Raw genomic sequence first — 26,665 nt, 5'->3', positions numbered from 1 at the left:
ACGGCGATGATATATGAAAACCAGGCAAATGCGGCTGAGAATGCCACGCCACTGGCCCTGATCGTCGGGGCGAATGGCGGTGTCGGCAGCCAGATTTCGAAGATGCTGCTGCAGCGCGGCTGGCGGGTGAGGGCGATGACACGTCAGCCGGCACAGACTGCTTCGGCGGACGGTGTGGAGCGCGTGACTGGCGATGCCATGAACAGGCAGGACGTGGTGGGGGCCGCAAAGGACGCGAAACTTATCGTCCATGCGGTCAATCCTCCCGGATATCGCAACTGGGACAGGCAGGTGCTGCCAATGCTCGACAATACCATTGCCGCCGCCGAGGCCAGCGGTGCGAGGATCGTATTTCCCGGCAGCGTCTATAATTTCGGCCCGGACGCCTTTCCGCTTCTGACGGAAGACAGCCCGCAAAAGCCATTTACCCGCAAGGGCACCTTACGTGTCGAAATGGAGCGGCGGCTGAAAATGGCGTCAATGCGCGGCATTCCCGTTCTGATCGTCCGCGCGGGTGATTTTTTCGGCCCGGACGCGAAAAACAACTGGTTTTCGCAGATGCTGGTGCGGCCGGGCAAGCCGGTTCGCAGCGTCCAGAATCCCGCAGCGCCCCATGCCGGGCATCAATGGGCGTACCTGCCTGATGTGGCCGAGACGATCGGGCGGCTGCTTGACCGCGCCGAGGAGCTTTCGACCTTTGCGGTCTATCACATGGAGGGTTTCTGGGATTTCGACGGGATGCAATTGACCGGTGCGATCGAACGGGCCGTTGGCCATCCGGTCAAGTGGCGGCGACTATCCTGGTTGGGCATAAAGCTGGCGGCGCCCTTCGTTCCCCTGTTCCGGGAGGTGCTGGAAATGCAATATCTCTGGCAGATGCCGATCCGGATGAGCAACCGCAAGCTTACGGATTTTCTCGGAACGGAACCGAAAACACCCATCGATATAGCGGTATCCACGACATTGGCGAGCCTCGGCTGCCTTGAAGAGGCGCCGAAAGCGGCGGGCCTTCACCATCCGGTCGATGCCAGGGGCAGGGTGTGATGGCGACCGCAGTGAACGGGATGTCCGCTCGGCGCCGGCTATTCGCCGTGATTTCGACGATCGTGCCGGTGCTGATTTTTGCGCAGGTGCTGCTGGCCGGACTGTCGATCTATTATGACGGATCGCTGATTTCGCTGCACAAAGGGCTTGGCATGTTGATCGCCATTCCCATCATGTCGCTGGTGGTTCTTGCCCTGCGTTACGACGAGGTGCGGCCGAACCTTGCCCGTGCGGTCGCGCTGCTGGCTCTCTACTGCCTCCAGGTGGCACTGATGAGCATCGGGCAGGAAACCGGAAATGGCCTGCTGCAGGCGCTGCATGTGGCCAACGCCTTCGTCATGGGTGCGTTTTCTGATTTTGCGGCGCGGCAGGCGCGCAGCCTGTCCTGAAACGGCAAACGCCGCACTGCTTTGAAGCAGTGCGGCGTTTTGGATTTGTCGATGATTATCAGCCAAGAGCCGGATAGTCGGTATAGCCTTCAGCCCCGCCACCATAGAAGGTCGGCTGATTGGGCTCGTTCAGCGGCGCGTCGTCCTTCAGGCGGCGCACCAGATCCGGATTGGCAATAAAGGCCTTGCCGAAGGCCACGGCATCCACCCTGCCGCTTTCCACCGCCTCGATGGCGCTCTGGCGGTCGTAGCCGTTGTTGGCGATCCAGAGGCCCTTGCCGCCGGCATTGCGATAGGCGGCCTTGAAGGCGGCGTAATCGAAGGGTTTGTCGCCCTGCTTGAAGTCGCGGGGACCACCGGTTGCACCTTCAACGACATGGATGAAGGCGAGGCCCCGCTTGCCAAGCTCTTCCGCCACATAGTTATAAAGCGGCTGCGGATCGGCCTCGAAAATGTCGTTGGCCGGGGTGACGGGAGAAAGGCGGATGCCGGTGCGGCCAGCGCCAATCTCTTCCGCTACCGCGTCGACGACTTCGAGCAGGAAACGGGCGCGATTTTCGATCGAACCGCCATATTCGTCGGTGCGCTGGTTGGTGCTGGATTTCAGGAACTGCTCGATCAGATAACCGTTGGCGGCATGGATTTCGACGCCGTCAAAACCGGCCTCAAGTGCTGCGCGCGCGCCGGTGCGGTAATCTTCAAGGATAAGGCCGATATCGTCGATGGTCAGTGCACGCGGCTCGGAGGTTTCCGCAAAGGCGCCGGTGCCGTCATCATTGATGATATAGGTCTTTGATTTGGCGGGGATGGCCGAAGGGGCGACAGGCTGGCCGCCATGCGGCTGGAGCGACGTGTGGGAAATGCGCCCTACGTGCCAGATCTGCGCGACAATCTTGCCGCCTGCCGAATGCACGCCGTCGGTGATCTTTTTCCAGCCTTCGACTGCTTCCTGCTTGTAGAGGCCCGGAACATCCGCATAACCCTGACCCTGCTGGGAAATCGGTGTGCCTTCCGTGACGATCAGCCCGGCTGTCGCGCGCTGTTCGTAATAGGTGGCGTTGAGGTTGTTGGGAATTGCCCCCGGCGAACGGTTGCGGGTGAGGGGAGCCATGACGATACGGTTGGCGAGTGCGATATCGCCGGCCTGTGCCGGTTCGAAAAGACTTGTCATGCGACTTCACTTTCTTGTCGGTTGGCGAATTGCGCGGGGGACGCGCTCTCTATTTGGTGCGGGCATCGAACCTTTAGAAAACCGAATGACAGTTTTCGGTTCGATGCCCAGGTCTTGAAGCTTGGGAGGCTCAAAGATTGGCTTGCAGATAATTGCGGAAGTCGTCGATGGTTTCCTCGTTGCGTTCGAAAAACACCCATTGCCCAACTTTCTTCGACCTTATCAGGCCAGCCGCCTGCAGAACCGCCAGATGCGACGACACGGTCGATTGCGACAGGCCGCTGATCTGAAACTGGTTGGCGCATACACCCATGCTGAGCGGATGATCCTGGCAGAAGTGATTTTCCGGACACTTCAGCCATTCAAGGAACTTCAGCCTTGCAGGGTGGGAAAGGGCTTTGAGGATTTCCTCCGGGTTCATCTACGCTTCTCTAATATCTGGTGTGATCGATATGTATATCGATGTTTTTCGATATACAATTCACGTATCCGTGAAGGCCGGTCTGTTGCCGCCTTACAGCTTCCAAAAAAGAAGGCCGCTGGATTTCTCCGCGGCCTGACAAGTTTGAAGGTCAAAACCTCCAGAGGGGAACAGCTGTCGCGTGCATAGGCAAGCGTGACAGCTGATTGAAATATGGGAGTAGCAATAATGCAAAACAAGGTTGCATCATGCGATATTTCGCCAAATTGGGGAAAATTCTTGCGGGTAAAAAAAGAGGGCCGCCGGATAGATCCAGGGCCCTTTAAGTGTGAAGGTCAAAAACCTCCAGAGGGGAACAGCTGATGCGGTGGAACTGGGAGGAAAAGCCACCGTGTGCATCAGCTGAGTGCGATATGGTGCTTTTTTGTGCACGAAACAACTCTTTTTTGTGCAGGTCAGGCATGCGCACCGCGCAGGTCTGCATATTTCCGGTATATTTTCTGTGCAAAGCTGGCGTGGAGCGCCCCCGGCGCATGGCTGCGCCAGACAGGCCAACTCCATGAATTAGTATGATGTTTTGTGGCGTTGGCCTATTTAAACGTCAGAAATTCCAGTTTCGTGCTTTTGCCACGACGAAGTCCCTGAAGGCTTTCAGTTTCGCTGCGTTTTTCATCTCGTCCGGGTAACAGAAGTAGGTATCGAACGAGGGAATATCTGCGGCGAGGGACAACTGAATCAATCCCGGATCGCGCCCGACGATGTAATCCGGCAAACAGGCTATACCGATTCCCAGCAGGCAGGCGCGCTTGATCGACGTCTGGCTGTTGATCTGCAGATGCGGCGTGCGCGTATTGTCGGAGGAACGCCCGGCATTTTCCAGCCAGTTGACATCAAGCAGATAGTTGGGCGCGGGTTCGCCGAAGGAGATGATGCGGTGGTTGTCCAGATCCTCGATCGACTGCGGCTCGCCATGGCGGTTGATGTAGGACGGTGCGGCATAGACGTGCATGTGGACCGTGAACAGCTTGCGCTGGATGAGGTCCGATTGCTGCGGCTGACGCAGGCGGATGGCGCAATCGGCGTGCCGCATGTTCACATCCAGCTCCTCGTTGTCGAGGATGAGCTGGATCGACATTTCCGGATAGAGTTGCAGGAATTCCTGCACCTTGTCCGTGAGCCAGCCCTGGCCGAGACCAACGGTCGTCGTCACGCGCAGCTTGCCGCTCGGCTTCTCCGTCGTCTCGGTCAGTTGCATCTTGACGGTTTCGAGCTTCAGCAGCACGTCATGGGCGGTGCGATACAGCAGTTCGCCCTGCTCGGTGAGGATGAGACCTCTGGCGTGGCGGTGAAACAGCTTCACACCGACATCCTGTTCCAGCGCGCTGACCTGGCGGCTGATGGCCGACTGGGACAAATGCAGCTTGTCGGCAGCGTGGGTAAAAGACCCCGCTTCGGCTGCGGCATGAAAAATGCGCAGTTTATCCCAGTCCAATGGCATTGCCATGCCTATCCTGCCTTTCGGTTATTCCGCTGCGACCGCGAGCGGTTGTTGCGCGGTGAGATAACGTTCGGCCTCCAGGGCGGCCATGCAGCCCATGCCGGCGGCGGTGATCGCCTGACGGTAAATGTCGTCGGTGACGTCGCCGGCCGCGAAAATACCTTCCACGTCCGTTGCCGTGGAATCGGGCGCGGTCCACATGTAACCGTTGTCCTTGAGCTTCACCTTGCCCTTGAACAATTCGACAGCCGGAGCATGGCCGATGGCGACAAAGACGCCGTCGATGGGCGTATCGCTGATCACACCGGTCTTGGTGTCACGCAGCCGCACACCCGAGACGGAGGGCGGCATCGGCGGCTTGGCCGGAGCGCCGGTGATTTCGGCGATTTCCGTGTTCCAGAGAATCTTGACGTTTTCCTTGGCGAAAAGCCGTTCCTGGAGGATCTTCTCCGAGCGGAAGCTGTCGCGGCGGTGCACGACGGTCACGGACTTGGCGATATGGGCGAGATAGAGCGCTTCCTCCACGGCGGAGTTTCCACCGCCGACTACGATCACATCCTTGTTGCGATAGAAGAAACCGTCGCAGGTAGCGCAGGCCGAAACGCCGAAGCCCTGGAAATGTTGTTCGCTTTCGATGCCGAGCCATTTCGCCTTGGCGCCAGTGGCGATGATCAGCGTGTCGGCAGTCCAGACCTCACCGGAATCGGTCTTGACCACGAAAGGCCGTACATCGGTCTCAACTTCGGTGACGAGGTCGCTGACGATTTCCGCGCCCACATGGGTCGCCTGCTTCAGCATCTGGTCCATCAGCCACGGACCCTGGATGGGATCGGCGAAACCGGGGTAATTTTCGACATCGGTGGTGATCATCAGCTGGCCGCCCTGTTCCATGCCGGCGATCAGCACGGGTTTCAGCATTGCGCGGGCCGCGTAGATCGCCGCGGTATAACCGGCGGGACCAGAGCCTATGATCAATACCTTCGTATGGCGGGCAGACATGGAAACATTCCTTTCAACAGCGGGGACTTTGCGTAACGGTGCCTTTCGGCACCAGGCCTTCCAGCCGCAAGACGGCGGACAGGCCACAACCCCTTCATTGCCCGGTATTTAAGGTTGTCTAGTGTCTTTATTCAAGGGCAGCCTTGCGTTACCAACAAGGCAGTTGTGGATGCGCGCGCAATTTTGTGACCGGCCGGCGGCATATTGTTGCGAATCCTGCGCCGAATAGTACAAGGAAGTTCCCCAGCTTAACGAGGAACGTCTCCGTGACCAGCGTCGAACTCGATGCCATCGATCTGAAAATCCTGCGCGAATTGCAGCGCGACGGGCGCATGACCAATGTGGAGCTGGCCGAAAGGGTCGGAATTTCGGCTCCGCCGTGCCTCAGGCGCGTCCGCAAGCTGGAAGAAGCCGGCGTGATCGAGGGTTATCACGCCATGTTGAACGCGCCGAAGCTCGGTTTCGATCTCGTGGCCTTCTGCATGGTCGGCCTCAAGCGCCAGTCGGACAGCAATCTGAAGGCGTTTGCGGCGGCGACAGCCGGGTGGTCGCTGGTGCGTCAGGCCTGGATGGTATCAGGCGAAAGCGATTTCCTGCTGCATTGCGTTGCGAGAAACCTGACCGAGTTCCAGGATTTCGTGATCGAGGTTCTGACGGCCGACGAGAATGTCGATACGGTGCGCACCATGCTCACCATCCGCCAGGTCAAGCGCGTCGGTCTCGTGGAAATCTGACCCTTCCGTCATTCCGGCCTTGAGCCGGAATCCAGCCAGCCCAAGTCCTTGGGCTGAAAAGACTCTCTCCGCCGCGCAGACGCGCGTCGGCTGGATTCCGGCTCAGGGCCGGAATGACGGAAGGAGGGAGATGCCTGCATATGGAATTTTGTTGGGTATCGTGGCGCTCAAAAGCGCGCACGGCGTTTTATCCGAGCCGCAGCGCTTCATAGACTTCGCCGAGGCTTGTCGCCTCTTTTTCCAGGGGAAAAGTGCTGCGCACATGCACAAGTCCGGCATTTGCGTGGCTTTTGGCCAGAGCCGGATTGGCAAGGTAGGTCTTTATCGCATCCTGCAGGGACGTGTAGTCACCGGCTTCGACGACCGCGCCGGTCTCGCCTTGAACGATCATTTCCTCGTATGCGCCGGCATTGCTGGCAACGACGGCGGTTTCGGACGCCATGGCTTCGAGCGGTGTCAATCCGAAACCCTCGTTGCGCGACGGTGCGACATAAAGCGTCAACCGCCGATACCACGGCTTGATGTCGTCGACTTCGCCCTGAAACACGATCCGGTCCGAAAGGCCGGCCGCCGCAACATCGGCGATGAGCTTGTCGGCGAAAGCCTTGTGCTCCGCTGTCACGCGGCCCGAAACGACTGCTGTCCATTCGGGATAGTCAGGCAAAAGCTCGATCATGGCCCGCACGAAGAGGTCAGTGCCCTTCTGGTGGCGTACTCGGCCGAAGCAGCCGATCAGATATTGCCCCGGCAGACCGGTCGAAGCGATCGTATCCTCGGGGCCGGTTGCCGGATGAAACAGGTCGGTGTCGACGCCATGCATGACGACGCGATGGGGAACCTGCAGAAACGAGCCGGAGCGGCCGTTTGTCGCGACAACCGCATCCATCTTCGAAATCAGAAAGCGGGTATAGGCGGAATGCCGCCTCTGTGCTGCCGAAGTAAACAGCAGCTTGACCTTCATGCGCAGCACGTCACGCATGAGAATGCCGGGCAACATTTCAAGATTGCGACGGGCGTGCCAGATGCGGGGGGTGCCCAGAGGGCCGTTTTGCCAGAGTTGCCACAGATCACGGAAGCGCACATGTGGCAGGTGCTGCGGCAGGCCGGGCCCGATGACCGCCACCTTCTGGCCCAGCCGGTTCTGCACCGGAATAAGCTGCACGATGGTGGAGGTGACGCCGGAAAGCCTGCGCTTGAAGTTCGGCGCAAGCACCTGCACATCTTTCAGACTGGCATGGGGCAAGATGGGCTTCCGTCTTTACGGCTGGAGCGTATTTGGAAATTCAACACGTCAGAAAGCAATGCGCCCGCAAGGGCGCACCGCATGTCAGGGCAATCAGCCCCACTGTACCGCGAGAATTTCATAGCCCTTTGCGCCGCCCGGCGCGTTGACTTCGATACTGTCGCCAACTTCCTTGCCGATGAGGGCACGGGCGATGGGTGAGGAAATGGAAATGCGGCCTGCCTTCACATCGGCCTCCTGGTCGCCGACGATCTGGTAGGTCTTTTCCTCGTCGCTATCCTCGTCGATCAGCTTTACCGTGGCACCGAACTTGATCTTGGAACCGGACATCTTGGAAAGGTCGATGACTTCCGCGCGCGCGGTCAGGTCTTCGAGCTCGGTGATGCGGCCTTCATTATGGCTCTGAGCTTCCTTGGCAGCGTGGTATTCGGCGTTTTCCGAAAGGTCGCCATGGGCGCGCGCTTCGGCAATCGCCTCGATGATACGGGGACGTTCCTCCTGCTGGCGAAAGCGCAGCTCCTCCTGCAGCTTGACGAATCCACCCTGAGTCATCGGTACTTTTTCTACCATTTTTTTATCCTTCGCATTCCGGTCGCTTTACTTGCAGACACAAAAAGAAACAGGTTCCGGAGAGGAACTCCGGAACCATGCCAAAATCAGAACTGAGCCGACTATATCAGAAGACGACAGCGAAATGCCAGCAAATTTGAGACGGGCATATTTCTCCATTCATTCAGGACTTTAACCGATAAGATTGACATTTTTCAATAGAACATATAGTGAACATTGTCATGAAGAAGTCAATCAGGCAACGGCTGGCCATTCTCTCCGATGCGGCCAAATACGATGCGTCCTGTGCCTCCAGCGGCACGACGAAACGCAGCTCTGCCGCATCGGGCGGACTTGGGTCCACAGAGGGGTCCGGCATCTGCCATGCCTATGCACCGGATGGGCGCTGCATTTCGCTCCTGAAGATCCTGCTCACCAATTTCTGCATCTATGATTGCGCCTATTGCATCAACCGTTCCTCCAGCAATGTGGAGCGGGCGCGGTTTACCGCCGAGGAGGTGGTGTGGCTGACGCTGGAGTTCTACCGGCGCAATTATATCGAAGGGCTGTTTCTCTCCTCCGGCATCATCCGCTCGTCTGATCACACAATGGAAGAGATGGTGCGGGTGGCGCGGGAACTGCGTGTCACGCATGGTTTTCGCGGCTATATACATCTGAAATCCATTCCGGAAGCATCGCCAAAGCTGATTGAGGAAGCGGGGCTTTACGCCGACCGGCTGTCGATCAACATCGAATTGCCGACCGATAGCGGCGTCAGCCGTTTTGCGCCGGAAAAGCAACCCGCCAATATTCGCCGCTCGATGGCCGATATCCGCTTGAAGATTGAGGAGGCGGGGGAACCGACCGTCAGAACGCGAAAGACCAAACGCTTTGCGCCTGCCGGACAAAGCACGCAGATGATCGTGGGGGCGGATGGGGCTGATGACAGCACCATTCTTTCCACCAGCGCCCGGCTTTATGGCAGCTATGGTTTGCGGCGTGTCTATTATTCGGCGTTCAGCCCCATTCCGGATTCCTCCAAAAACCTGCCGCTTATCAAGCCGCCCTTGATGCGCGAGCACAGGCTTTATCAGGCGGACTGGCTCTATCGTTTTTACGGCTTCGACATTGGTGAAATAACCGCGATCGGCGGCGACGGCATGCTCGATCTCGATATCGACCCGAAGCTTGCCTGGGCGCTCAAAAATCGCGACCGTTTTCCGGTGGACGTCAATGCTGGGGATCGCGAAATGTTGCTGCGCGTGCCCGGCTTCGGCACCAAGACGGTCGCTTCAGTCCTGTCATCGCGCCGGTTTCGGCGGTTGCGGCTGGAGGATATCGCCCGCTTCGGCGTTTCGCTGAAAAAGGTGAAGGCCTTCATTGTCGCCGAAGGCTGGACGCCGGGCAAACTGACCGAGCGGCCCGATCTGCGGGCGATGTTTGCCCCGCAGCCCGAACAATTATCGCTGTTGTGATGTATGGCCCGGTTCTGGAAGGGCGGGGCGATTTCGGCGAGTGGCGTGATGCGGCACGCGCGGCGCTCGCTGCCGATGTGCCGCCGGAAGCGATTGACTGGCGGCTGCGAGATGAGGGGGGCGGGTTTCTCGATTTTGCCGGAGAGCCGTTGCCCGTGTCCGGTACAGGGCGCGCGCAGGTGTCCGTTCCGGCCTCTTTCGTGGCTTTGGCGCAAGCCATTATCTGTCACAGTGATCCAGGCCGTTTCGCACTGCTTTACCGGCTGCTGTGGCGGCTGAAGCGGGATCGCGCGCTCTTGCAGTTCAAGTCCGATGCGGATGTTTCCGAAGCCCGGCGGCTTGAAAAATCCGTTCGCCGCGATTGTCACAAGATGACGGCCTTCGTTCGCTTCAAGGAAATACCCTTGCCGCAGGGGCAGGGCGGGCGGCGGCGTTTCGTCGCATGGTTTGAGCCGGATCACTTCATCGTCGAGCGCACAGCGCCGTTTTTCCAGCGCCGGTTTACAGATATGGACTGGCTGATCGCCACACCGAACGGGTCCGCGCGGTGGGACGGGCGCGTGTTGCAAACATCCCGCGAGGCTGCGGTAAAACCCGATCTGACGGATGAGACGGACGAGCTCTGGCGGACCTACTATGCCAATATATTCAATCCGGCGCGTCTGAAGATAAAGGCGATGACGGCGGAGATGCCGAAGAAATACTGGAAGAACCTGCCCGAAGCCGACCTTATTCCCGGTCTCGTTCTGGGGGCCGAGGCGCGGGTGCTGGAAATGGCGGCAAAGGCGGCAAGCCAGCCGCAACCGTTTCACCATCGCCTGCAGGCTGCAGCCTCGGCGCGGGAAGAGCCGCAACCGGTGCCGGACGGCACGCTCGCCTCGCTGGCGCGGGAGGCTGGCCAATGCACGCGGTGCGCCCTGCATTGCAAGGCAACGCAGACGGTTTTCGGTCAGGGGCCGGAGAATGCGAAGGTCATGATCGTCGGCGAACAGCCGGGGGATCACGAGGATCTGGCCGGAAAACCTTTCGTCGGTCCCGCCGGCCAGCTGTTCGACCGGACGCTGGCTGAAACCGGCATTGACCGCAAAAAGCTTTATGTCACCAATGCCGTCAAACACTTCAAATATGAGGCCCGCGGCAAACGGCGCATTCACCAGCGGCCGGATGCGGGCGAAGTGCAGCAATGTCGCTGGTGGCTTAACCAGGAAATTGCGCTGGTGCGACCGAAGCTCATCGTTGCCATGGGCGCCACGGCGCTTTACGCGCTGACCGGCGGCAAGGAAAAGGTCTCTGATGTCCGGGGCCGCCCGATACCGATGCAGGAGGAGCGGACGCTCTTTGTCACGGTGCACCCATCCTATCTTCTTCGCCTTCCCGATTCACAGCAAAAGGATGCGGAAATGCAGAATTTCAGGAAAGAAATTGAGTTTATAAGGTTATTTGAATAGATTATTTTGTATGTTCGTATATTATTATAGATGATCATTTTAATTTGCGTGAATGTAATTTACTTTTTGTTTATTGGTTATTTTTATTGAAATTTTATACTTAATACTATAATTGCATCCGTTCTATTTATTTATTGTGTGGGCGTATGATGCTTGGCGAACTGGATCTTGCAACAGTGATACTGATGCAAAAGTGTTCTTACATTGTTGGGATGCTGAGTTTTATATATCTGAAGCTCACAAACCGCGGTTTGCGCGGTCCGACGGCGCTTGCTGCGGGTTTTGCAGCCATGACGATCGGCTCGACGCTCGCCGGTTACGGTGAGTGGGGCATCATGTCGCCGGCCTTATGGCAACTCGGCAGCATCATCTTCGGTATTTTGGGTTATGCACTGATCTGGCTCGGCCTTAAAATCCTGAGTAACGGACGCTCTGCCGGCAGGAGGACCATATTTGTCGTCTGCCTCATTGCCCTGCTGGCGATTGTCCTTGCGCAGCAGGTGGCTGACAACAACACATATCGTGCGGCCCTGTTCAACGGTTGTGCCGCTCTGGCCTATCTTGCCGGGGCGGGCGGGCTTTTCGCAAGGTGGCGCAAGGAGCCGCTCCTGTCCCGTCTGGCGCTTGGTGCGATCACCGGTGTTTCGGGCCTGATTTCGCTGTCGGTGGTGAAGAGCGTGCTTTTCCCCGACTACGCCACCATCAATCTGGTCGATGCGTTTTTCTTCATCATCATGTTGAACTTCGCGATCGCCCTGTTCGTGATGATGCTGGTGGCCGAGCGGTCCGAGCGGAAATTGCTGGTTCTCGCCAACACCGATCCGCTGACGGGCGTGAAGAACCGCCGCTTCTTCTTCCAGGCCATGCCGGCGGTGCCCGATCCCACCGATGCGGCCATGTTGCTCGACGTCGATCACTTCAAGTCGATCAACGATCGCTTCGGACACGCCGTCGGCGACAGCGTTCTTCAGGAAGTGGCAAAGCGCATTGGCGGCAGCATTCGCGGCGGCGATGTGCTGGCGCGTTATGGCGGCGAGGAATTCATCATCTTCCTGCCCGGTGCGGGCGTCCAGAAGGCCTGCATGATCGGCGAACGCATTCGCGATGCGGTGTCTGTAACCGAGGTCGATTGCGGTGGTTTGCGTGTGGGCGTGACCATCAGCATCGGCGTCGCAACCACCGGCGAAATGCGCTGCGATCTCCAGACATTGGCGGAGATGGCGGATCGCGCGCTTTATCGGGCAAAGACCGAGGGGCGCAATTGCGTTCGCGAGGCGCTCGCGGCCTAGCACAAGCTGCAGCGGCGCATCGCATACACCGGCGTCTCCTCAGCCGCTGGCAGCTCCGTCAGGTCGGGTTGGCGGATCGTTCGCTTCATTCGCCGTGGCGCGCTGGCAGAGGGCTTCTTTCAGCAGAATCTCGATCAGCGCGTTGATACTGCGCAATTCATCGCTCGCCGCGTGCCTGATCCTGTTCAATAGAGCGGGTTCGATCCGCAGCGGAAAGGCCACCCGCTCCGGTCCCGGGGGGCGCCCTGCCATCGCTCAACTCCGCCGAGCGATGTTGACCACCGACGGAGCGTTCCCGTCGCCCGTTGGCATGATCAGCAGGTCCGAGATCACGGCGGTGTCTGGCCGCGGCAGGAGGGCGCCGGTGATTTCGCGCACATCGCCATGGCTACCAATGGCTGAGGACGGTTTGTCGGTTATGGATAAGGACATCATGGGTCTCGCTGAAGGATGATGTCTTTTTGCTAACGGACCGGGATTGCAGCCCGATTACGCAAAACAAAAACGCCGCAGGCATTTGAATGACCTGCGGCGTTTGTTTTGTTCTCTTGCGATCAGCTTACTGGAAATAGCTCTGCAGCGGCTTCACTTCCAGATTGCCGGCCTTCAGCGCCTTGATGGCAAGGGCTGCGGCTTCCGCACCGGCCATCGTGGTGTAATAGGGCACCTTCTGCATCAGCGTTGCGCGGCGAAGCGACTTCGAGTCGGAAATCGCCTTGTTGCTGTCGGTGGTGTTGATGACGAGCTGGACCTGACGGTTGCGGATGGCGTCCTCAATGTGCGGACGGCCTTCCTGCACCTTGTTGATCTTTTCGGCGTTGATGCCCTTTTCGGCGAGGAAACGCTGGGTGCCGCCGGTTGCCAGCACCTTGAAGCCGCTTTCCACCAGAATGCGGATGGCCGGCAGAACGCCTTCCTTGTCGTCGTCACGCACGGAGACGAAGACCGTGCCGGAGCGCGGCAGGTCGACGCCGGCGCCAAGCTGGCTCTTGGCAAAGGCCAGCGCGAAATCCGTGTCGAGGCCGATGACTTCGCCGGTCGAGCGCATTTCCGGTCCGAGCAGAATGTCGACGCCGGGGAAGCGGGCGAAGGGGAAGACCGCTTCCTTGACGGCGATGTGCTTCAGGTTGCGCGGATCGGGCTTCTGGCCATAGGCGGCAATCGCCGGCTCAAGCTTCTCGCCGGCCATGACGCGCGCGGCGATCTTGGCAATCGGCGCGCCGATGGTCTTGGCGACGAAAGGCACGGTACGCGAGGCGCGCGGATTGACTTCGAGAACGTAGATGGTGCCGTCCTTGATGGCGTATTGAACGTTCATCAGGCCGCCGACATTGAGCGCCTTGGCCAGCGCCGTCGTCTGGCGCTCCAGCTCGTCGAGGGTTTCCTTGCTGAGCGAACGCGACGGCAGCGAGCAGGCCGAGTCGCCCGAATGGATGCCGGCCTCTTCGATATGTTCCATGATGCCGGAGACGAAGACGTTTTCGCCGTCGCACAGCGCATCGACGTCCACTTCGACGGCGTTGGTCAGGTAGCTGTCGAACAGCAGCGGGTTCTTGCCGAGCAGGGTGTTGATCTGGCCGGTCTTGTCGTTCGGATAACGCTGCTTGATGTCCTCGGGCACCAGGCCCGGAACCGTGTCGAGCAGATAAGTCTGGAGCTGGCCTTCCGAATGGATGATCTGCATGGCGCGGCCACCCAGAACGTAGGAAGGACGCACGACCAGCGGGAAGCCGATTTCGGACGCGACGAGGCGTGCCTGCTCGACCGAATAGGCGATGCCGTTGTTCGGCTGGGCGAGATCGAGCTTCATCAGGAGCTTCTGGAAGCGGTCGCGGTCTTCGGCAAGGTCGATCATGTCAGGCGCAGTACCGAGGATCGGGATACCGTTCTTTTCCAGCGCTTCGGCGAGCTTCAGCGGGGTCTGGCCGCCGAACTGCACGATGACGCCGACCAATTCACCCTTTTCCTGCTCTGCGCGCATGATCTCGATCACGTCTTCGGCCGTCAGAGGTTCGAAATAGAGGCGGTCGGAGGTGTCGTAGTCGGTGGAGACGGTTTCCGGGTTGCAGTTGATCATGATCGCTTCGAAGCCGGCGTCCTTCAGCGCGAAAGCGGCGTGGCAGCAGCAATAATCGAACTCGATGCCCTGGCCGATGCGGTTTGGACCGCCACCGAGGATGACGACCTTCTTGCGGTCGGAAACCTGCGCTTCAGAGCGGGCAGCACCGACGAAGGGAATTTCGTAGGTCGAATACATATAGGCGGTCGGCGAAGCGAATTCGGCCGCGCAGGTGTCGATGCGCTTGAAGACCGGACGGACGTTCAGGCTGTTGCGCAGTTCCGCCACTTCCTTCGGGCGCTTGCCGGTGAGACTTGCGAGGCGGGCGTCCGAGAAGCCCATGGCTTTCAGCATACGCAGGTTTTCGGCATCCTTCGGCAGGCCATGTTCGCGGATGCGGGCTTCCGTATCCACGATGGCCTTGAACTGGTCAATGAACCAGGGGTCGATCTTGCTGTTTTCGTGAACTTCTTCCGCCGTCATGCCCATGCGCAGAGCCTGTGCGACCATGCGCAGGCGATCCGGGGTCGGCGTGCCGATGGCGGCGCGGATGGCGTTCTTGGAGCCTTCGCCTTCTTCAAAGCCGGGGATTTCGATTTCATCGAGACCGGTGAGGCCGGTTTCCATGCCGCGCAGGGCCTTCTGCAGCGATTCCGCGAAGGTGCGGCCGATGGCCATGACTTCACCGACCGACTTCATGGCGGTGGTGAGGATCGGCGAGGCGCCGGGGAATTTCTCGAAGGCAAAACGCGGGATCTTGGTGACGACGTAGTCGATCGACGGTTCGAACGAGGCAGGTGTCGCGCCGCCGGTGATGTCGTTTTCCAGCTCGTCCAGCGTGTAGCCGATGGCAAGCTTGGCGGCGATCTTGGCGATAGGGAAGCCGGTCGCCTTGGAGGCGAGAGCGGACGAGCGCGAAACGCGCGGGTTCATTTCGATGACGACGAGACGGCCGTCCTTGGGGTTGACGGCGAACTGCACGTTCGAGCCGCCGGTTTCCACGCCGATCTCACGCAGCACCGCGATCGAGGCGTTGCGCATGATCTGGTATTCTTTGTCGGTCAGCGTCAGCGCCGGCGCAACCGTGATCGAGTCGCCCGTGTGGACGCCCATCGGATCGATGTTTTCGATGGAGCAGATGATGATGCAATTGTCCGCGGTGTCGCGGACCACTTCCATCTCATATTCCTTCCAGCCGAGAACAGACTCTTCCACCAGCACTTCGGTGGTCGGCGAAGCGTCGAGGCCGCCGGAGACGATGTCGAAGAATTCCGAGCGGTTATAGGCAATGCCGCCGCCGGTGCCGCCGAGCGTGAAGGACGGGCGAATGATGGCGGGCAGACCGACATGGTCAATGGCCTGAGCGGCAATCGCAATAGCATGCGCCATGTAACGCTGCTTGCGGTCGGTCTCGCCGAGGTTCCACTGGTTTTCCAGATCGTCCAGCGCCTTGTCCAGCTCCGCGCCGGAAAGTTTCGCCTTGAGTTCGGCACGCGCGGCTTCGTGCTTCTTGCGGTCGGCGTCCTTGATTTCGGTCGCATTGGCGAGCATGGACTTCGGCGTTTCGAGGCCGATGCGGGCCATGGCTTCGCGGAAGAGGGCGCGGTCTTCAGCCATATCGATGGCTTCGGGCTTCGCGCCGATCATTTCCACATTGTAGCGGTCGAGAACGCCCATGCGCTTCAGGGAAAGCGCGGTGTTGAGCGCCGTCTGGCCGCCCATGGTCGGCAACAGCGCGTCCGGGCGTTCTTTGGCGATGATCTTGGCTACGACTTCCGGGGTGATAGGCTCGACGTAGGTAGCGTCGGCAAGGCCCGGATCGGTCATGATGGTGGCCGGGTTGGAGTTGACCAGGATGACCCGGTAACCTTCTTCCTTCAGCGCCTTGCAGGCCTGTGTGCCGGAATAGTCGAATTCACATGCCTGACCGATGACGATCGGTCCCGCGCCAATGATGAGGATGGACTTGATATCTTGGCGCTTCGGCATGGCTCTCTCGTTCCGCGTTTTGGTTGCGCAAAACACCAGCCAGGGTGAAAGATCACCGGCCGGGGCGCGCAATTCAAAGTTTTCAGGCTAGAAGCGGCTTATAGGCAAATGTTTTTGAGAACGGAACCCCATAAATTCCGGAATCGACAGAAACTCTTAACCGGCAGGGGCATGCGCGGCGAAACGGGCCTGGACTGCAGCACTATGGGAGCGGCTGACGGGGATTTCCGAACCATCCCTTGTCATGACATGCAGACGACCCGCCTGTTTACGCAATGAGACGACGTCGGCATCGGCAATCCAGTGGGACCGATGCACCTGCAAGCCTTGCGTCTGGCCAATTTCGTTCATCGCATCGGCAAAACGCAACAGAACCAGCTGACGTCCCCGCGTCGTCACCACCTCGGTGTAGTGATCCCGCACGGAAAGACGCAGCAGATTTCCGCGCCGTTCCGGCCCGAGGCGATCAAGAATGGCGGGACGCTCCTTTTCGGACGGCAGTGACGCGGTTTCCGCTCCCGTCACTTGCGTCGCATCGGCCGTGTTTGCGGTGCCGGCTGTCAGGTAGCCGAGGAAACAGAATATCAGGCAAAGCGGCAAGGCAGCCTGCGCATCTTCACCAATCGAGGCGATATCGACGGATTGTTCGAGAAATAGATAGTTGGCAAGAGTTATCATGGCGCCGATCGGCAAGGCAGCGACGATTGCCCCCACCATTGCCCGCGCCAGGGAACTTGAAAGCGTTCGTGTCAACGCGGCATTGGCGAAGGCGGAAAAGACGGTGGTGATGATCCAGCCAGTGCCAAGCAACAGCGTCCAATAGGCAGCCCTTGGCCAGAAGGTCATTTTCTGGCCCGTGCCGTATGGGCCGGTCAAAATAAAGAGAACGACGATGGCAAAAAAGGTGCTCCACAGCGAGCGGGAGCGCACCTTTGCCCGCAATTGGCGAAGCGTGGATTGCACGACAGTGCCGTTCACGAAATTCTCCCGCTGTTTGCGCCATTCCGGTTGAGCCGCGTCATGTTTCGCTGAAATTGCCGCCGAGTTCAACCGGGTGAGAAAAATGTCCCTTCAACCTCTTCTTGACGCGCCCTTCGCCGTTCAGCTGCATGTGGCGACAGTCACCCCCGCCGCCATCATCGGCGCGGTGGTTTTGTTTTTTCCGAAAGGCACGCCTCTACACCGGCTGCTCGGCAAGATCTGGGTGGTGCTGATGGTTGTCACGTCGTTCTCGACATTCTTCATACATGAGCTGAATGTTTTCTACGGCTTCAGCCCGATCCACCTCATGTCGCTTTTCACCATATATGGCTGTCTGCAATCGGTGTATTTCGCACGCCGGGGTGACATCAAGCGCCATATGCGGATCATGCAGGGTGTCTATCTCGGTGGCATCGTCATTGCGGGCGGCTTTACCTTCCTTCCCGGGCGTATCATGAATGGCGTTGTTTTCGGCAATGGCGGGCAGGATTTTCTGACGCTATCACTTGGGCTGCTGCTGTTTGTTTTCCTGTTCGTTGTGGTTTTCAGGCAAAGGCGGCGCGCCGCCTGAGACAGGCCAAGCTTTCTTCCGGAACAAGATGTATTATAGTGCCGTTATAAGGCAGCTTGTTGAGGCGACGTTCGCCGGGAGAAAAGCATGGAATGGAGAGGGCGTCGCCAGTCGGACAATATCGAGGACCGGCGCGGCATGTCAGCGGGATCGGGACCTTCGGGTAACGATCCTTTTTCCCGTGGCGGGATGCGCGTGCCGATCGGGCGTCGCGGTGGCGGCATTGGCATCGGTGGTATTCTGGTCATTCTGGTGATCAGCTGGGTGCTTGGCATCAACCCGCTGACGCTGCTTTCCGGCGGCGATATTTCACTGGATGGCGGCGGCACGACGCAGCAATCCGGCACCCAGCAATCCGGTACGCGCCCGCAGGGTCAATCGACCGATGAGACGACGGCGTTCGTGCGGACCGTGCTGGCTGAGACCGAAGATACCTGGAGCGGCATTTTCCAGTCCGCCGGCGAGACCTATCAGAAACCGACGCTGGTGCTGTTTTCGGGCCAGGTATCTTCCGCCTGCGGTTATGCTTCGGCCGCCAGCGGTCCGTTCTATTGCCCGGGTGACCGGAAGGTTTATCTCGACACCAGCTTCTTCAAGGAATTGGACCAGCGTTTCGGCGCGGCCGGCGATTTTGCGCAGGCTTACGTGATTGCGCATGAGGTGGGCCACCACATCCAGAACCTGACCGGCGTCCTGCCGGAGTTCAACCGCCGCCGCCAGTCGATGAGCCAGGTGGATGCCAACAAGATGTCGGTGCGTGTGGAGCTTCAGGCGGATTGTTATGCCGGCATCTGGGGCAAGTTCACCGAACAGAAGGGTATTCTGGAAACCGGCGACCTCGAGGAAGCGCTGAACGCCGCTCACCAGATCGGCGACGACACCCTGCAGAAGCAGACCCAAGGATATGTGGTGCCTGACAGTTTCAACCACGGTACCTCGGCGCAGCGCATGGAATGGTTCAAGCGTGGCTTCCAGAACGGACGTGTCGAGGATTGCGACACCTTCTCGGCGAATATCTGAGCATACGAAAAGGGGGCTTTCAGCCCCCTTATTTGTTCAGCGCATCAGCAACGCCACGGCATACATGCCGAGTGCGAAGATCGTGTGTGCAACGAGGTTGAGAACACGAACCTTGGTGGGATTGGGCGTTTTCGACGCTGCCCAGCCGATGCCGAGACCCGGCTGCAGCAGGAACCAGCCCGCGCCGACCGTCACGATGCCGACGATCCATGGCTGAATGAAGGATGGTTCGGCAAACCATGCGGCCGGCACTATCAGTGCCAGAAGGATGCCGTAGAGAATGCCGACGGCATAATGCGAAATCCAGCCGAGCGCCAGTTCATGCTCGTAAGGCGCGGCTGTCGCGATGCTGTCGTGAAATATCCTGCCCTTCGGCACGTGCCAGAACCAGCGACCGACCGGCGCCCAGTTGGGCGCAGACTGGCCGAAAAAGCGGTGCAGCACGATTGCCCATATATCCATAAACACGGTGCCGCCAATGCCCATGGCAATGCCGCGCCAAATCAGTTCCAGCATAGATCCCTCCGAAAATCATGATCGATCAAGCTCTATCGGATCGAGCCGGTAGAGAGAACCGCGTATTGTTCGCGCGGCAAATAAAAATGGCCGGATCGCTCCGGCCATAAGAGAGGTTGAAACCTCTCCTCCGTCATCCTCGGGCGTGACCCGAGGATCCATCTCCCGGCGGCACTCTGGATCCTCGGGTCAAGCCCGAGGATGACGTCGAGTGTGCAGAGACGCGGTCAATGCACGGATGGCCGGGATTGCTCCCGGCCATCTCTGTCCTTGCTATCAAGCCGCGCGCCCATATTCCGCCTGCCGCCGCGTTGCCGTGGCGAGCTGGAATTGCGCAAGCAGATCGTTGAGCGCCGCCGCTTCCGAGGCGAGGCCATGGCTTGCCGCCGTCTGTTCCTCGACCATGGCGGCATTCTGCTGTGTGCCCTGATCGATGGTGTTGATGGCGGTGTTGATTTCCTGAAGGCCGGTCGACTGTTCGCGCGACGATGTCACAATGGCGTCGATGTGGCGGTTGATCTCCTGGACTTCGCGAACGATGGTTTCCAGCGCCTTGCCGGCATTTCCGACGAGATCGACGCCGGACTGCACCTGCGATGTCGAGGCGTTGATCAGCGTCTTGATCTCCTTCGCCGCATTGGCGGAGCGCTGGGCGAGTTCGCGCACTTCCTGTGCGACGACGGCAAAACCCTTGCCCGCTTCACCGGCGCGCGCGGCTTCCACACCGGCGTTCAGGGCCAGAAGGTTGGTCTGGAAAGCGATTTCGTCGATGACGCCGATGATGTTGCTGATCTCGGACGATGATTTTTCGATACCTTCCATCGCGCGGACGGCGTCTCCAACGATGACACCCGACTGTTCCGCATTGTTTCGCGTGCGGTCAACGAGACGACCGACTTCCTCGGCCCGGCGGGCAGAATCCTTCACCGTCGTGGTGATTTCCTCAAGTGCCGCCGCAGTCTCCTCCACCGAGGCTGCCTGCTGCTCGGTGCGTCGAGCGAGATCATCGGCGGACTGGCGGATTTCTCCAGCGCCGGCATCGATTGCCCGCGCATTCTGGCCGACGGTGCTCAAGGCCGCATTCAGCTTGGCGACGGAATTGTTGAAATCGTCGCGCAGCCGGTCGATACGGGTCACGAAAGGTGTGTCGATGCGGTAATTCAGATCGCCATTCGAAAGATGTGTCAGTCCCTTGGCGAGCGAATCCACCGCGAACTGGATGTCTGCCGCATCTTTCGCAGCCAGTCTTTCGCGGTCGTTGCGCTCCTGTTCGGAAAGCGTGCGGTTCTGTTCGGCGTCCCCTTCGAGGCGCAGGCGTTCCACGGCGTTCGACCTGAAAACAGCAACTGCCGCGGCCATCGAGCCGATCTGATCGCTGCGTTCCTGGCCCGGAATGGCAACATTGAGATTGCCGGCGGCCAGACCTTCCATGGCGGCGGTCATCTGCGTGACGGGGCGAACGATGAAACGGCTGAGAACGGTCGCGAGCAGGCCGATCATGATCGCAGCGGCGAGAATCGTGGCGATGGTTGCTGCAAGGCGAAATTGGCCGATTGCGCTATAGGCAATATCGGAATCGACGACGAAACCGAGATACCAGTCGACCGAAGGCAGGCCGGCGACGGGGATGAAGCTGGTGATCTTGCCCTTGCCGTCGATCTCGGTTTGCGAAATCGCGGAGGAAATCGCCGGCGTGTTGACCTTGAAGAGATCGGTGAGCGGCTTGTCGACAAATTTCGGATCGGGATGAATGAGGATCTTGCCGTCCTTGCTGACGAGGAAGGCGTATCCGTCCGTGCCGGCATCCACGGCCTTGATCATGGTTACCAGCGAATCCAGCGAAAAGTCGCTCCCCGTCACGCCGGCCAGCTTGCCGTCGACGGAAACGGGAATGGCGGCGGTGATGATGAGACCACCGGTCGATGCGTCGCTATAGGGCTCGGTCAGCACCGGCTTTCCGGCCTTGACGGCATCCAGATACCAGGGGCGCTTGCGCGGATCATAACCTTCCGGCAGCGATGTTTTCGGGAAGGTGGTGAAGCTGCCGCTTTCGGCATTGCCGAAATAGGTGGACATGAATTGCGCCGTCAGAACATCGTTCTGCAGGAACTGCACCTTGGCATCGTCGTCGGAAAGCTTGGCAAATGTCTTCGCCACCGTGTCTGTCAGCATGATACGGCCGTTCAGCCAGTTGGCGATGCTCTGCGCCGCCTGCTTGCCAGACGAATCGATGTTTTCCGCCACGGCTTCCGTTGTTACCCGGTGCTGAAGACTGTCGATGTAGAAGGAAAAACCTGCAAAGGCGGCGACGACGAGCGATGACGCCGCAAACAGGATGCGCGTCATGAGATTGGTTTTTTTGGGCAAGCTACACGTCCTTGGGGCCAGATGCGCCCATTCGGCTCATCTTGGAAAATGGTGGGAAAGACATGCCTCAATGGCGGGAATATTCTGCGTCATGCAGCTTATGGTTTGAAAGAACTTCGCGATATTCTAATGGGTAAAGTGAAATGGTAAAATTCGGCTAAATTTGTTTTATGTCATGTCATTTCAGCTGATCTTGAGCCGATGGCGGGCTCAAGGTTCCGGTTTGCGTAAATTTTGATCATTGATCCGCAAAGGTTGCGTGCAGGAAGGGAATATTTTATTCATCAGCCTGCTGCCGTTGCGCAATTCGCGGGCAACGGCCAAAATTCAGGTGAATTACAATGTCTTCGTCGGTTGTTGCAGAAACCGTTCCCTCCGGATCGGGGTCGTGGCTTTCGCATTTCAAGGCTACGCTTGCTCTTGGAATTCCGCTTATCGGTGCGCAGCTCGCGCAGCTTGGCATCCATACCACTGACATGGTCATCGTCGGCCAGCTGGGGGCGGAAAAACTGGCGGCCATGGTGCTGGCCGGGCAGTTCTTCTTCGTCGTCTTCATTTTCGGCTCGGGCTTTTCCGTGGCCGTCGTGCCGATGGTGGCGCAGGCTTACGGGCAGGGGGATGCGACGGCGGCCCGCCGTTCGCTGCGCATGGGCATGTGGGTGGCAATCGCCTACTGGGTCCTCGCTCTGCCGATATTCTTCAATGCCGAGCGCATTCTGATCTATCTCGGGCAGAACCCCAATGTCGCGGCGCTGACCGGCCACTATCTCGCCATCGCCAAATTCGGCCTGCTGCCGGCGCTGCTTTTCTATGTGCTGCGCGGCCTTGTCAGCGCCATCGGGCGTGCCGGCATCATTCTTTATGTCACCATCATCATGCTGTTGATGAATGGCGTGCTCGCCTATGCGCTGGTGTTCGGCCATTTCGGATTGCCGGCGATGGGCATGAATGGTGCGGCCGTCGTTGCCGTCATCGTCAATGCTTTCAGCTTCATCTTCATTGTCGCTTATGTCCAGACGCGTGAGGAAACGAAGAAATACGAGTTGTTCGTGCGCTTCTGGCGGCCGGACTGGCATGCGCTGTTCGAAGTGCTGCGCCTTGGCCTGCCTATCGGCATCACGATCCTCGCTGAAGTGACGCTGTTTGCCGCCGCCTCCATCCTGATGGGGCAGATCGGCACCGTGCAGCTGGCGGCACACGGTATCGCGCTCCAGCTTGCGTCCATTGCCTTCATGATCCCGCTTGGTCTCGCCCAGGCGGCAACCGTTCGCGTGGGCATAGCGCGCGGTCAGGGGGATTTCAAAAACCTCATTCGCGCCTCCATCATGATTTACGCGATTGCCTGCGGCATCGCGATCTGCGGCGGCATCCTGTTTGCGGCCGTTCCGGAATTTCTGGCGAGCTGGTTTCTGGATGCGAAATTGCCGGAAGCGGCGGAAGTGCTCGCCTATGCCAGCAGCCTCGTTGTCATTGCCGGCATATTCCAGCTGGTTGACGGCATTCAGGCCGTGACGGCAGGCTTGCTGCGCGGATTGAAGGATGCGCGCATTCCCGCGATGCTGGCGCTGATTTCCTATTGGCCGATCGGGCTGGCGCTTGCCTGGACCATGGCCTTTCCGCTCGGGTTTGGCGGGCGCGGCGTCTGGTTCGGCTTCGTGATCGGACTTTCCACGGCGGCGGTTCTGTTGACCGTGCGCTTCGTCATTCTGGTGAAGCGTGAAATGAAAACGGCCCGCTTTTAGCGGGCCGTGATCGTTCTGCATGTAACTCTGTGTCGTCATACTCGCCCTTGAGGCGAGGATCCATTCCCTCCGGGTCCCGATGGATCCTCGGGTCAAGCCCGAGATGACGCGGAGTATGGGGATGGTCTATCAGCGCTCGGCGAGCGCTGCCTCGCCTTGTCTCTCGCGCAGCAGGTTGACGAAGCGGCGGAAGAGATAGTGGCTGTCCTGCGGGCCGGGCGATGCTTCCGGGTGATGCTGGACGGAGAAGACCGGCTTGCCGACGATGCGCAGACCGCAATTCGTGCCGTCGAACAGCGAGATGTGGGTTTCCTCGACGCCATCAGGCAGCGACTTGGTGTCGACTGCAAAACCGTGGTTCATCGAGACGATTTCCACCTTGCCGGTGGTGAAGTCCTTGACCGGATGGTTGGCACCGTGGTGGCCCTGGTGCATCTTTTCGGTCTTTGCGCCGACGGCGAGGCCGAGCATCTGGTGGCCGAGGCAGATGCCGAAGATCGGCAATTCGCTCTCGATGAGGTTCTTGATGACCGGAACGGCGTATTCGCCTGTCGCGGCTGGGTCTCCCGGGCCGTTGGAGAGGAACACGCCATCCGGCTTCAGCGCCAGAATGTCTTCGGCCGAAGTCTGCGCCGGAACCACCGTCACCTTACAGTCGAGACCGGCGAAGAGGCGCAGGATGTTGCGCTTGACGCCGAAATCCACGCAGACGACGTGATATTTCGCATCGGCTTCGCCGAGCGTGCCGTAACCCTTGTTCCAGACCCAGGGCGTTTCCGTCCAGGTGGAGGACTGGCCGGAGGTCGCTTCAATGGCGAGGTCGAGACCGACGAGGCCGCTCCATGCCTTTGCTTCCGCCTTCAGCGCCTCGATGTCGAAGACGCCGTTCGGGTCATGGGCGATCACCGCGTTCGGCGCGCCGTTTTCGCGGATCCATGCCGTAAGCGCGCGCGTGTCGATGCCACAAAGGCCGATGACGCCGCGGGCCTTCAACCAGGCGTCCAGATGCTTGACGGCGCGGAAGTTCGAAGGGTCGGTGATGTCGGCCTTGAAGATGACGCCGACGGCGCCGCGGCGGGCTGCGGGCGTCAGGTCTTCGATGTCTTCTTCATTGGTGCCGACATTGCCGATGTGGGGGAAGGTGAAGGTGACGATCTGGCCGAGATAGGAGGGATCGGTCAGGATTTCCTCATAGCCGGTGAGCGCCGTGTTGAAGCAGACTTCGGCCTGTACCTTGCCGGTTGCGCCGATACCTGTTCCCTCGATCACTGTGCCATCGGCAAGAACAAGCATTGCGGTCGGTTTGCGGGTAGTCCAGGGCGCTGTCTCGGTCATCTCGTTCCGTTTCTGCCGCTTCGCACCCCGCCTCTTGAAAGGCAGGGGGTAAGGGGCCATTTTTGTCGCAGGCTTCGTGACATAAAGGGGCGCGCGATAAAGCTCGCGTTCCGACCCTTCGTTAAAATCTCGTGCAGGTGCCGGAAAATAACGAAAGCTGCTTTGGCGGTCAACCGCAGGCTCAAGATTTACGCGGAATTAAACCTTCGTACATTCAAGGGCTTATGCATTTGATTTGCTTGAGCGGGTTTGCTCGGATATGTCGTTTCGAAAAATAAGGTGGAAAGTTTCCGTATCAAGAAGCTGCGGAACGTGCTTTCCCAAGGAGAAGAAGAAATGCTGCGCGACGTGTTCGCTAATACTTTGAAGGAATCGCTGAAGGCTCGTGATGCGCGCCGCACATCGACTGTGCGCCTCATCCAGACGGCCATCAAGGACCGTGACATTGCCAATCGCGGCGTGGGCAAGGATCCCGTCAGCGATGAGGATATCATGCAGATCCTGACCAAGATGGTGAAGCAGCGGGAAGAGTCCGCCAGCATCTATGACGGCGCCGGCCGGCCCGAGCTTGCCGCTCAGGAACGCGAGGAAATCGTCATCATCAAGGAATTCATGCCGGAAGAGATTCCGGCCGAGAAGGTGCGCGAACTGTGCCAGGCCGTCATCAGCGAGACCGGCGCGTCCGGCCTGCGTGACATGGGCAAATGCATGAATGCGCTGAAGGAACGCTATCCCGGCCAGATCGACTTCGCGAAGGCCTCCGGCGTCGTCAAGGATCTGTTGAAGTAAGGATTTGCTGAAGCGGGCTTTTGCCATTCAGAAGAATTAAAGGCGGGGCAGCCACAGGTGCCCCGCCTTTTTTGTGCTGACGACGATATATCGCGGCAGATCAAATGCTGTCATGCGCAGGTATCAAGGGCCGCGTAGAACCCGGTCCGGACGCGTCAAAGGGGCATCGCGATAGCGCCTTCTGCCTGTCACATCCCGTAAGGCCTCCTCGGCGCAGGACATCAATAACGGAGCACTTTTTTTGAATTTCAGCCTCGATGTAGCATCGCCAGCCGATGCATCCGTTTTCCAAAACCTGATGCAGTTATATACGCATGATTTTTCCCAGTTCTGGGCGGGGACGCCGCGTGGGGAACTTGAGCAAAATGGCCGATTTCCCGACTATCCACTCGATGCTTATTTCGATCGTCCTCACTGGTCGGCCTTCTTGTTAAAGGCAGATGAAAGACCTGTTGGCTTTGCACTCATAAATGACGCGAGCCATTCGACGTTGCCTACCGACTATTCCGTCGCCGAGTTCTTCATCGTGCGTAAGTATCGTGGTCAGGGATTTGGGCTGATTGCGGCGCAAAGACTTTTTCAACAGCATCCGGGAGCCTGGGAGGTCGCTGTCGCCAGAAAGAACGTTGCTGCACTGAGATTCTGGCAAGGTGCGATCCGCAAAAGTGCGGTTGAAAACAGCATGTCCGAGTTGGACTGGGATCGTCCCGAATGGAATGGCGCCATCATCCGATTTCATGTCGCGGCATAGGACGGAGCATTGCTAGTCTGGCACCGAAGGACTGCAAACGGATGCTTCCGCATGTTGAGAAAAGTAAAGGCAGGGTAGCCATGGCTACCCTGCCTTTTTTCTGCCGACGAAAGCGCATTCCGGCGGATCAAAATGCGGTCCTTCACAGGCTTTTTTCGGGGGACGTGCCTGCGGGCGTCGGCAGATTTATGCGGAGGTTCAAGCGCTGCCTTCAGGTATGTTTTTACATTGCCGCAGCGGGCGGCTCAAATTACAAAAACATAATTTTTAGTGATGGTGCGCTGC

The 26,665-nt window shown here is 59.0% G+C and carries 23 protein-coding genes; 11 read left to right on the top strand and 12 right to left on the bottom strand.

Annotation, left to right across the window (positions count from 1 at the left end; all coding sequences use genetic code 11):
• Positions 1-6: 6 nt before the first annotated feature.
• Positions 7-1,044, top strand: a complete 1,038-nt coding sequence (locus OK142_RS11410; protein WP_498682816.1) for an NAD(P)H-binding protein — start codon at positions 7-9, stop codon at positions 1,042-1,044.
• Positions 1,044-1,433 (top strand): DUF6220 domain-containing protein, encoded by a 390-nt coding sequence (locus tag OK142_RS11405; RefSeq protein WP_498682815.1) that lies wholly within the window; start codon positions 1,044-1,046, stop codon positions 1,431-1,433. The genes OK142_RS11410 and OK142_RS11405 overlap by 1 nt, the downstream gene beginning before the upstream one ends.
• Positions 1,434-1,491: 58 nt before the next feature.
• Here OK142_RS11405 and OK142_RS11400 read toward each other — a convergent pair whose 3' ends face one another.
• The 4 genes from OK142_RS11400 to trxB form a co-directional block, all read right to left on the bottom strand.
• Positions 1,492-2,604: an alkene reductase gene (locus OK142_RS11400; RefSeq protein ID WP_137038007.1), complete on the bottom strand. Its 1,113-nt coding sequence runs from the start codon at positions 2,602-2,604 to the stop codon at positions 1,492-1,494.
• A gap of 130 nt (positions 2,605-2,734) precedes the next feature.
• Positions 2,735-3,025 (bottom strand): ArsR/SmtB family transcription factor, encoded by a 291-nt coding sequence (locus tag OK142_RS11395; RefSeq protein ID WP_137038006.1) that lies wholly within the window; start codon positions 3,023-3,025, stop codon positions 2,735-2,737.
• 601 nt (positions 3,026-3,626) lie between these two features.
• Positions 3,627-4,523, bottom strand: a complete 897-nt coding sequence (locus tag OK142_RS11390) for a LysR family transcriptional regulator VtlR (RefSeq protein ID WP_035242757.1) — start codon at positions 4,521-4,523, stop codon at positions 3,627-3,629.
• 24 nt (positions 4,524-4,547) lie between these two features.
• Complete coding sequence (trxB, locus tag OK142_RS11385; RefSeq protein WP_137038005.1) at positions 4,548-5,522, bottom strand: thioredoxin-disulfide reductase; 975 nt, start codon at positions 5,520-5,522, stop codon at positions 4,548-4,550.
• Positions 5,523-5,788: 266 nt separating this feature from the next.
• On the opposite strand from trxB, the gene OK142_RS11380 reads away from it, so the two are divergent.
• Complete coding sequence (locus OK142_RS11380; protein WP_003494724.1) at positions 5,789-6,256, top strand: Lrp/AsnC family transcriptional regulator; 468 nt, start codon at positions 5,789-5,791, stop codon at positions 6,254-6,256.
• 187 nt (positions 6,257-6,443) lie between these two features.
• On the opposite strand, the gene OK142_RS11375 is transcribed toward OK142_RS11380, so the two are convergent.
• Entirely contained in the window at positions 6,444-7,499 is a 1,056-nt protein-coding gene (locus tag OK142_RS11375; RefSeq protein ID WP_498682811.1) for a glycosyltransferase family 4 protein, read from the bottom strand.
• A 93-nt stretch (positions 7,500-7,592) separates the two neighbouring features.
• Positions 7,593-8,069: a transcription elongation factor GreA gene (gene greA / locus OK142_RS11370; RefSeq protein ID WP_010972123.1), complete on the bottom strand. Its 477-nt coding sequence runs from the start codon at positions 8,067-8,069 to the stop codon at positions 7,593-7,595.
• A gap of 221 nt (positions 8,070-8,290) precedes the next feature.
• Here greA and OK142_RS11365 point away from each other — a divergent pair, with 221 nt between their 5' ends.
• The 3 genes from OK142_RS11365 (at position 8,291) to OK142_RS11355 (ending at position 12,260) form a co-directional block, all read left to right on the top strand.
• On the top strand, positions 8,291-9,523 hold the full coding sequence (locus OK142_RS11365; RefSeq protein ID WP_498682809.1) for a putative DNA modification/repair radical SAM protein: 1,233 nt from the start codon (positions 8,291-8,293) through the stop codon (positions 9,521-9,523).
• Positions 9,523-10,971 carry a UdgX family uracil-DNA binding protein gene (locus OK142_RS11360; protein ID WP_003494732.1) on the top strand — a complete coding sequence of 483 codons (1,449 nt, stop codon included), beginning with the start codon at positions 9,523-9,525 and terminating at the stop codon, positions 10,969-10,971. Before OK142_RS11365 ends, OK142_RS11360 begins: the two co-directional genes overlap by 1 nt.
• Positions 10,972-11,120: 149 nt before the next feature.
• Positions 11,121-12,260 carry a GGDEF domain-containing protein gene (locus OK142_RS11355; RefSeq protein ID WP_498683221.1) on the top strand — a complete coding sequence of 380 codons (1,140 nt, stop codon included), beginning with the start codon at positions 11,121-11,123 and terminating at the stop codon, positions 12,258-12,260.
• Positions 12,261-12,299: 39 nt separating this feature from the next.
• Here the strand turns inward: OK142_RS11355 and OK142_RS11350 are convergent, their stop codons facing one another.
• From OK142_RS11350 to OK142_RS11340, 3 genes are all read right to left on the bottom strand, one after another.
• Complete coding sequence (locus tag OK142_RS11350) at positions 12,300-12,512, bottom strand: type II toxin-antitoxin system antitoxin (protein ID WP_137038000.1); 213 nt, start codon at positions 12,510-12,512, stop codon at positions 12,300-12,302.
• A 307-nt stretch (positions 12,513-12,819) separates the two neighbouring features.
• On the bottom strand, positions 12,820-16,308 hold the full coding sequence (carB, locus tag OK142_RS11345; protein WP_498682806.1) for a carbamoyl-phosphate synthase large subunit: 3,489 nt from the start codon (positions 16,306-16,308) through the stop codon (positions 12,820-12,822).
• Between the two features lie 156 nt (positions 16,309-16,464).
• On the bottom strand, positions 16,465-17,286 hold the full coding sequence (locus OK142_RS11340; protein WP_498682805.1) for a LytTR family DNA-binding domain-containing protein: 822 nt from the start codon (positions 17,284-17,286) through the stop codon (positions 16,465-16,467).
• Between the two features lie 85 nt (positions 17,287-17,371).
• Between OK142_RS11340 and OK142_RS11335 the strand changes: the two genes are divergently transcribed.
• Positions 17,372-17,860: a DUF2306 domain-containing protein gene (locus OK142_RS11335; protein WP_498682803.1), complete on the top strand. Its 489-nt coding sequence runs from the start codon at positions 17,372-17,374 to the stop codon at positions 17,858-17,860.
• Positions 17,861-17,947: 87 nt separating this feature from the next.
• Entirely contained in the window at positions 17,948-18,880 is a 933-nt protein-coding gene (ypfJ, locus tag OK142_RS11330) for a KPN_02809 family neutral zinc metallopeptidase (RefSeq protein ID WP_498682801.1), read from the top strand.
• Positions 18,881-18,916: 36 nt separating this feature from the next.
• Here ypfJ and OK142_RS11325 read toward each other — a convergent pair whose 3' ends face one another.
• Together OK142_RS11325 and mcpU are read right to left on the bottom strand one after the other, a co-directional pair.
• Positions 18,917-19,396: a DUF2938 domain-containing protein gene (locus OK142_RS11325; protein WP_082182688.1), complete on the bottom strand. Its 480-nt coding sequence runs from the start codon at positions 19,394-19,396 to the stop codon at positions 18,917-18,919.
• A gap of 276 nt (positions 19,397-19,672) precedes the next feature.
• Positions 19,673-21,763, bottom strand: a complete 2,091-nt coding sequence (mcpU, locus tag OK142_RS11320) for a methyl-accepting chemotaxis protein McpU (protein ID WP_498682798.1) — start codon at positions 21,761-21,763, stop codon at positions 19,673-19,675.
• Between the two features lie 341 nt (positions 21,764-22,104).
• Here mcpU and OK142_RS11315 point away from each other — a divergent pair, with 341 nt between their 5' ends.
• Entirely contained in the window at positions 22,105-23,505 is a 1,401-nt protein-coding gene (locus tag OK142_RS11315) for an MATE family efflux transporter (protein ID WP_498682796.1), read from the top strand.
• A gap of 129 nt (positions 23,506-23,634) precedes the next feature.
• On the opposite strand, the gene carA is transcribed toward OK142_RS11315, so the two are convergent.
• Positions 23,635-24,840, bottom strand: a complete 1,206-nt coding sequence (carA, locus tag OK142_RS11310; RefSeq protein ID WP_035242183.1) for a glutamine-hydrolyzing carbamoyl-phosphate synthase small subunit — start codon at positions 24,838-24,840, stop codon at positions 23,635-23,637.
• 336 nt (positions 24,841-25,176) lie between these two features.
• Here carA and OK142_RS11305 point away from each other — a divergent pair, with 336 nt between their 5' ends.
• Both OK142_RS11305 and OK142_RS11300 read left to right on the top strand, forming a co-directional pair.
• Positions 25,177-25,629 carry a GatB/YqeY domain-containing protein gene (locus OK142_RS11305; RefSeq protein ID WP_035242758.1) on the top strand — a complete coding sequence of 151 codons (453 nt, stop codon included), beginning with the start codon at positions 25,177-25,179 and terminating at the stop codon, positions 25,627-25,629.
• A gap of 241 nt (positions 25,630-25,870) precedes the next feature.
• Complete coding sequence (locus tag OK142_RS11300; RefSeq protein ID WP_082182686.1) at positions 25,871-26,380, top strand: GNAT family N-acetyltransferase; 510 nt, start codon at positions 25,871-25,873, stop codon at positions 26,378-26,380.
• Positions 26,381-26,665 lie beyond the last annotated feature (285 nt).

Origin of the sequence: Agrobacterium sp. BT-220-3 (assembly GCF_025910175.1) — a bacterium.
In the GTDB taxonomy this organism is placed as follows: domain Bacteria; phylum Pseudomonadota; class Alphaproteobacteria; order Rhizobiales; family Rhizobiaceae; genus Agrobacterium; species Agrobacterium oryzihabitans.
This window is presented reverse-complemented; position numbering and strand designations above follow the sequence as displayed.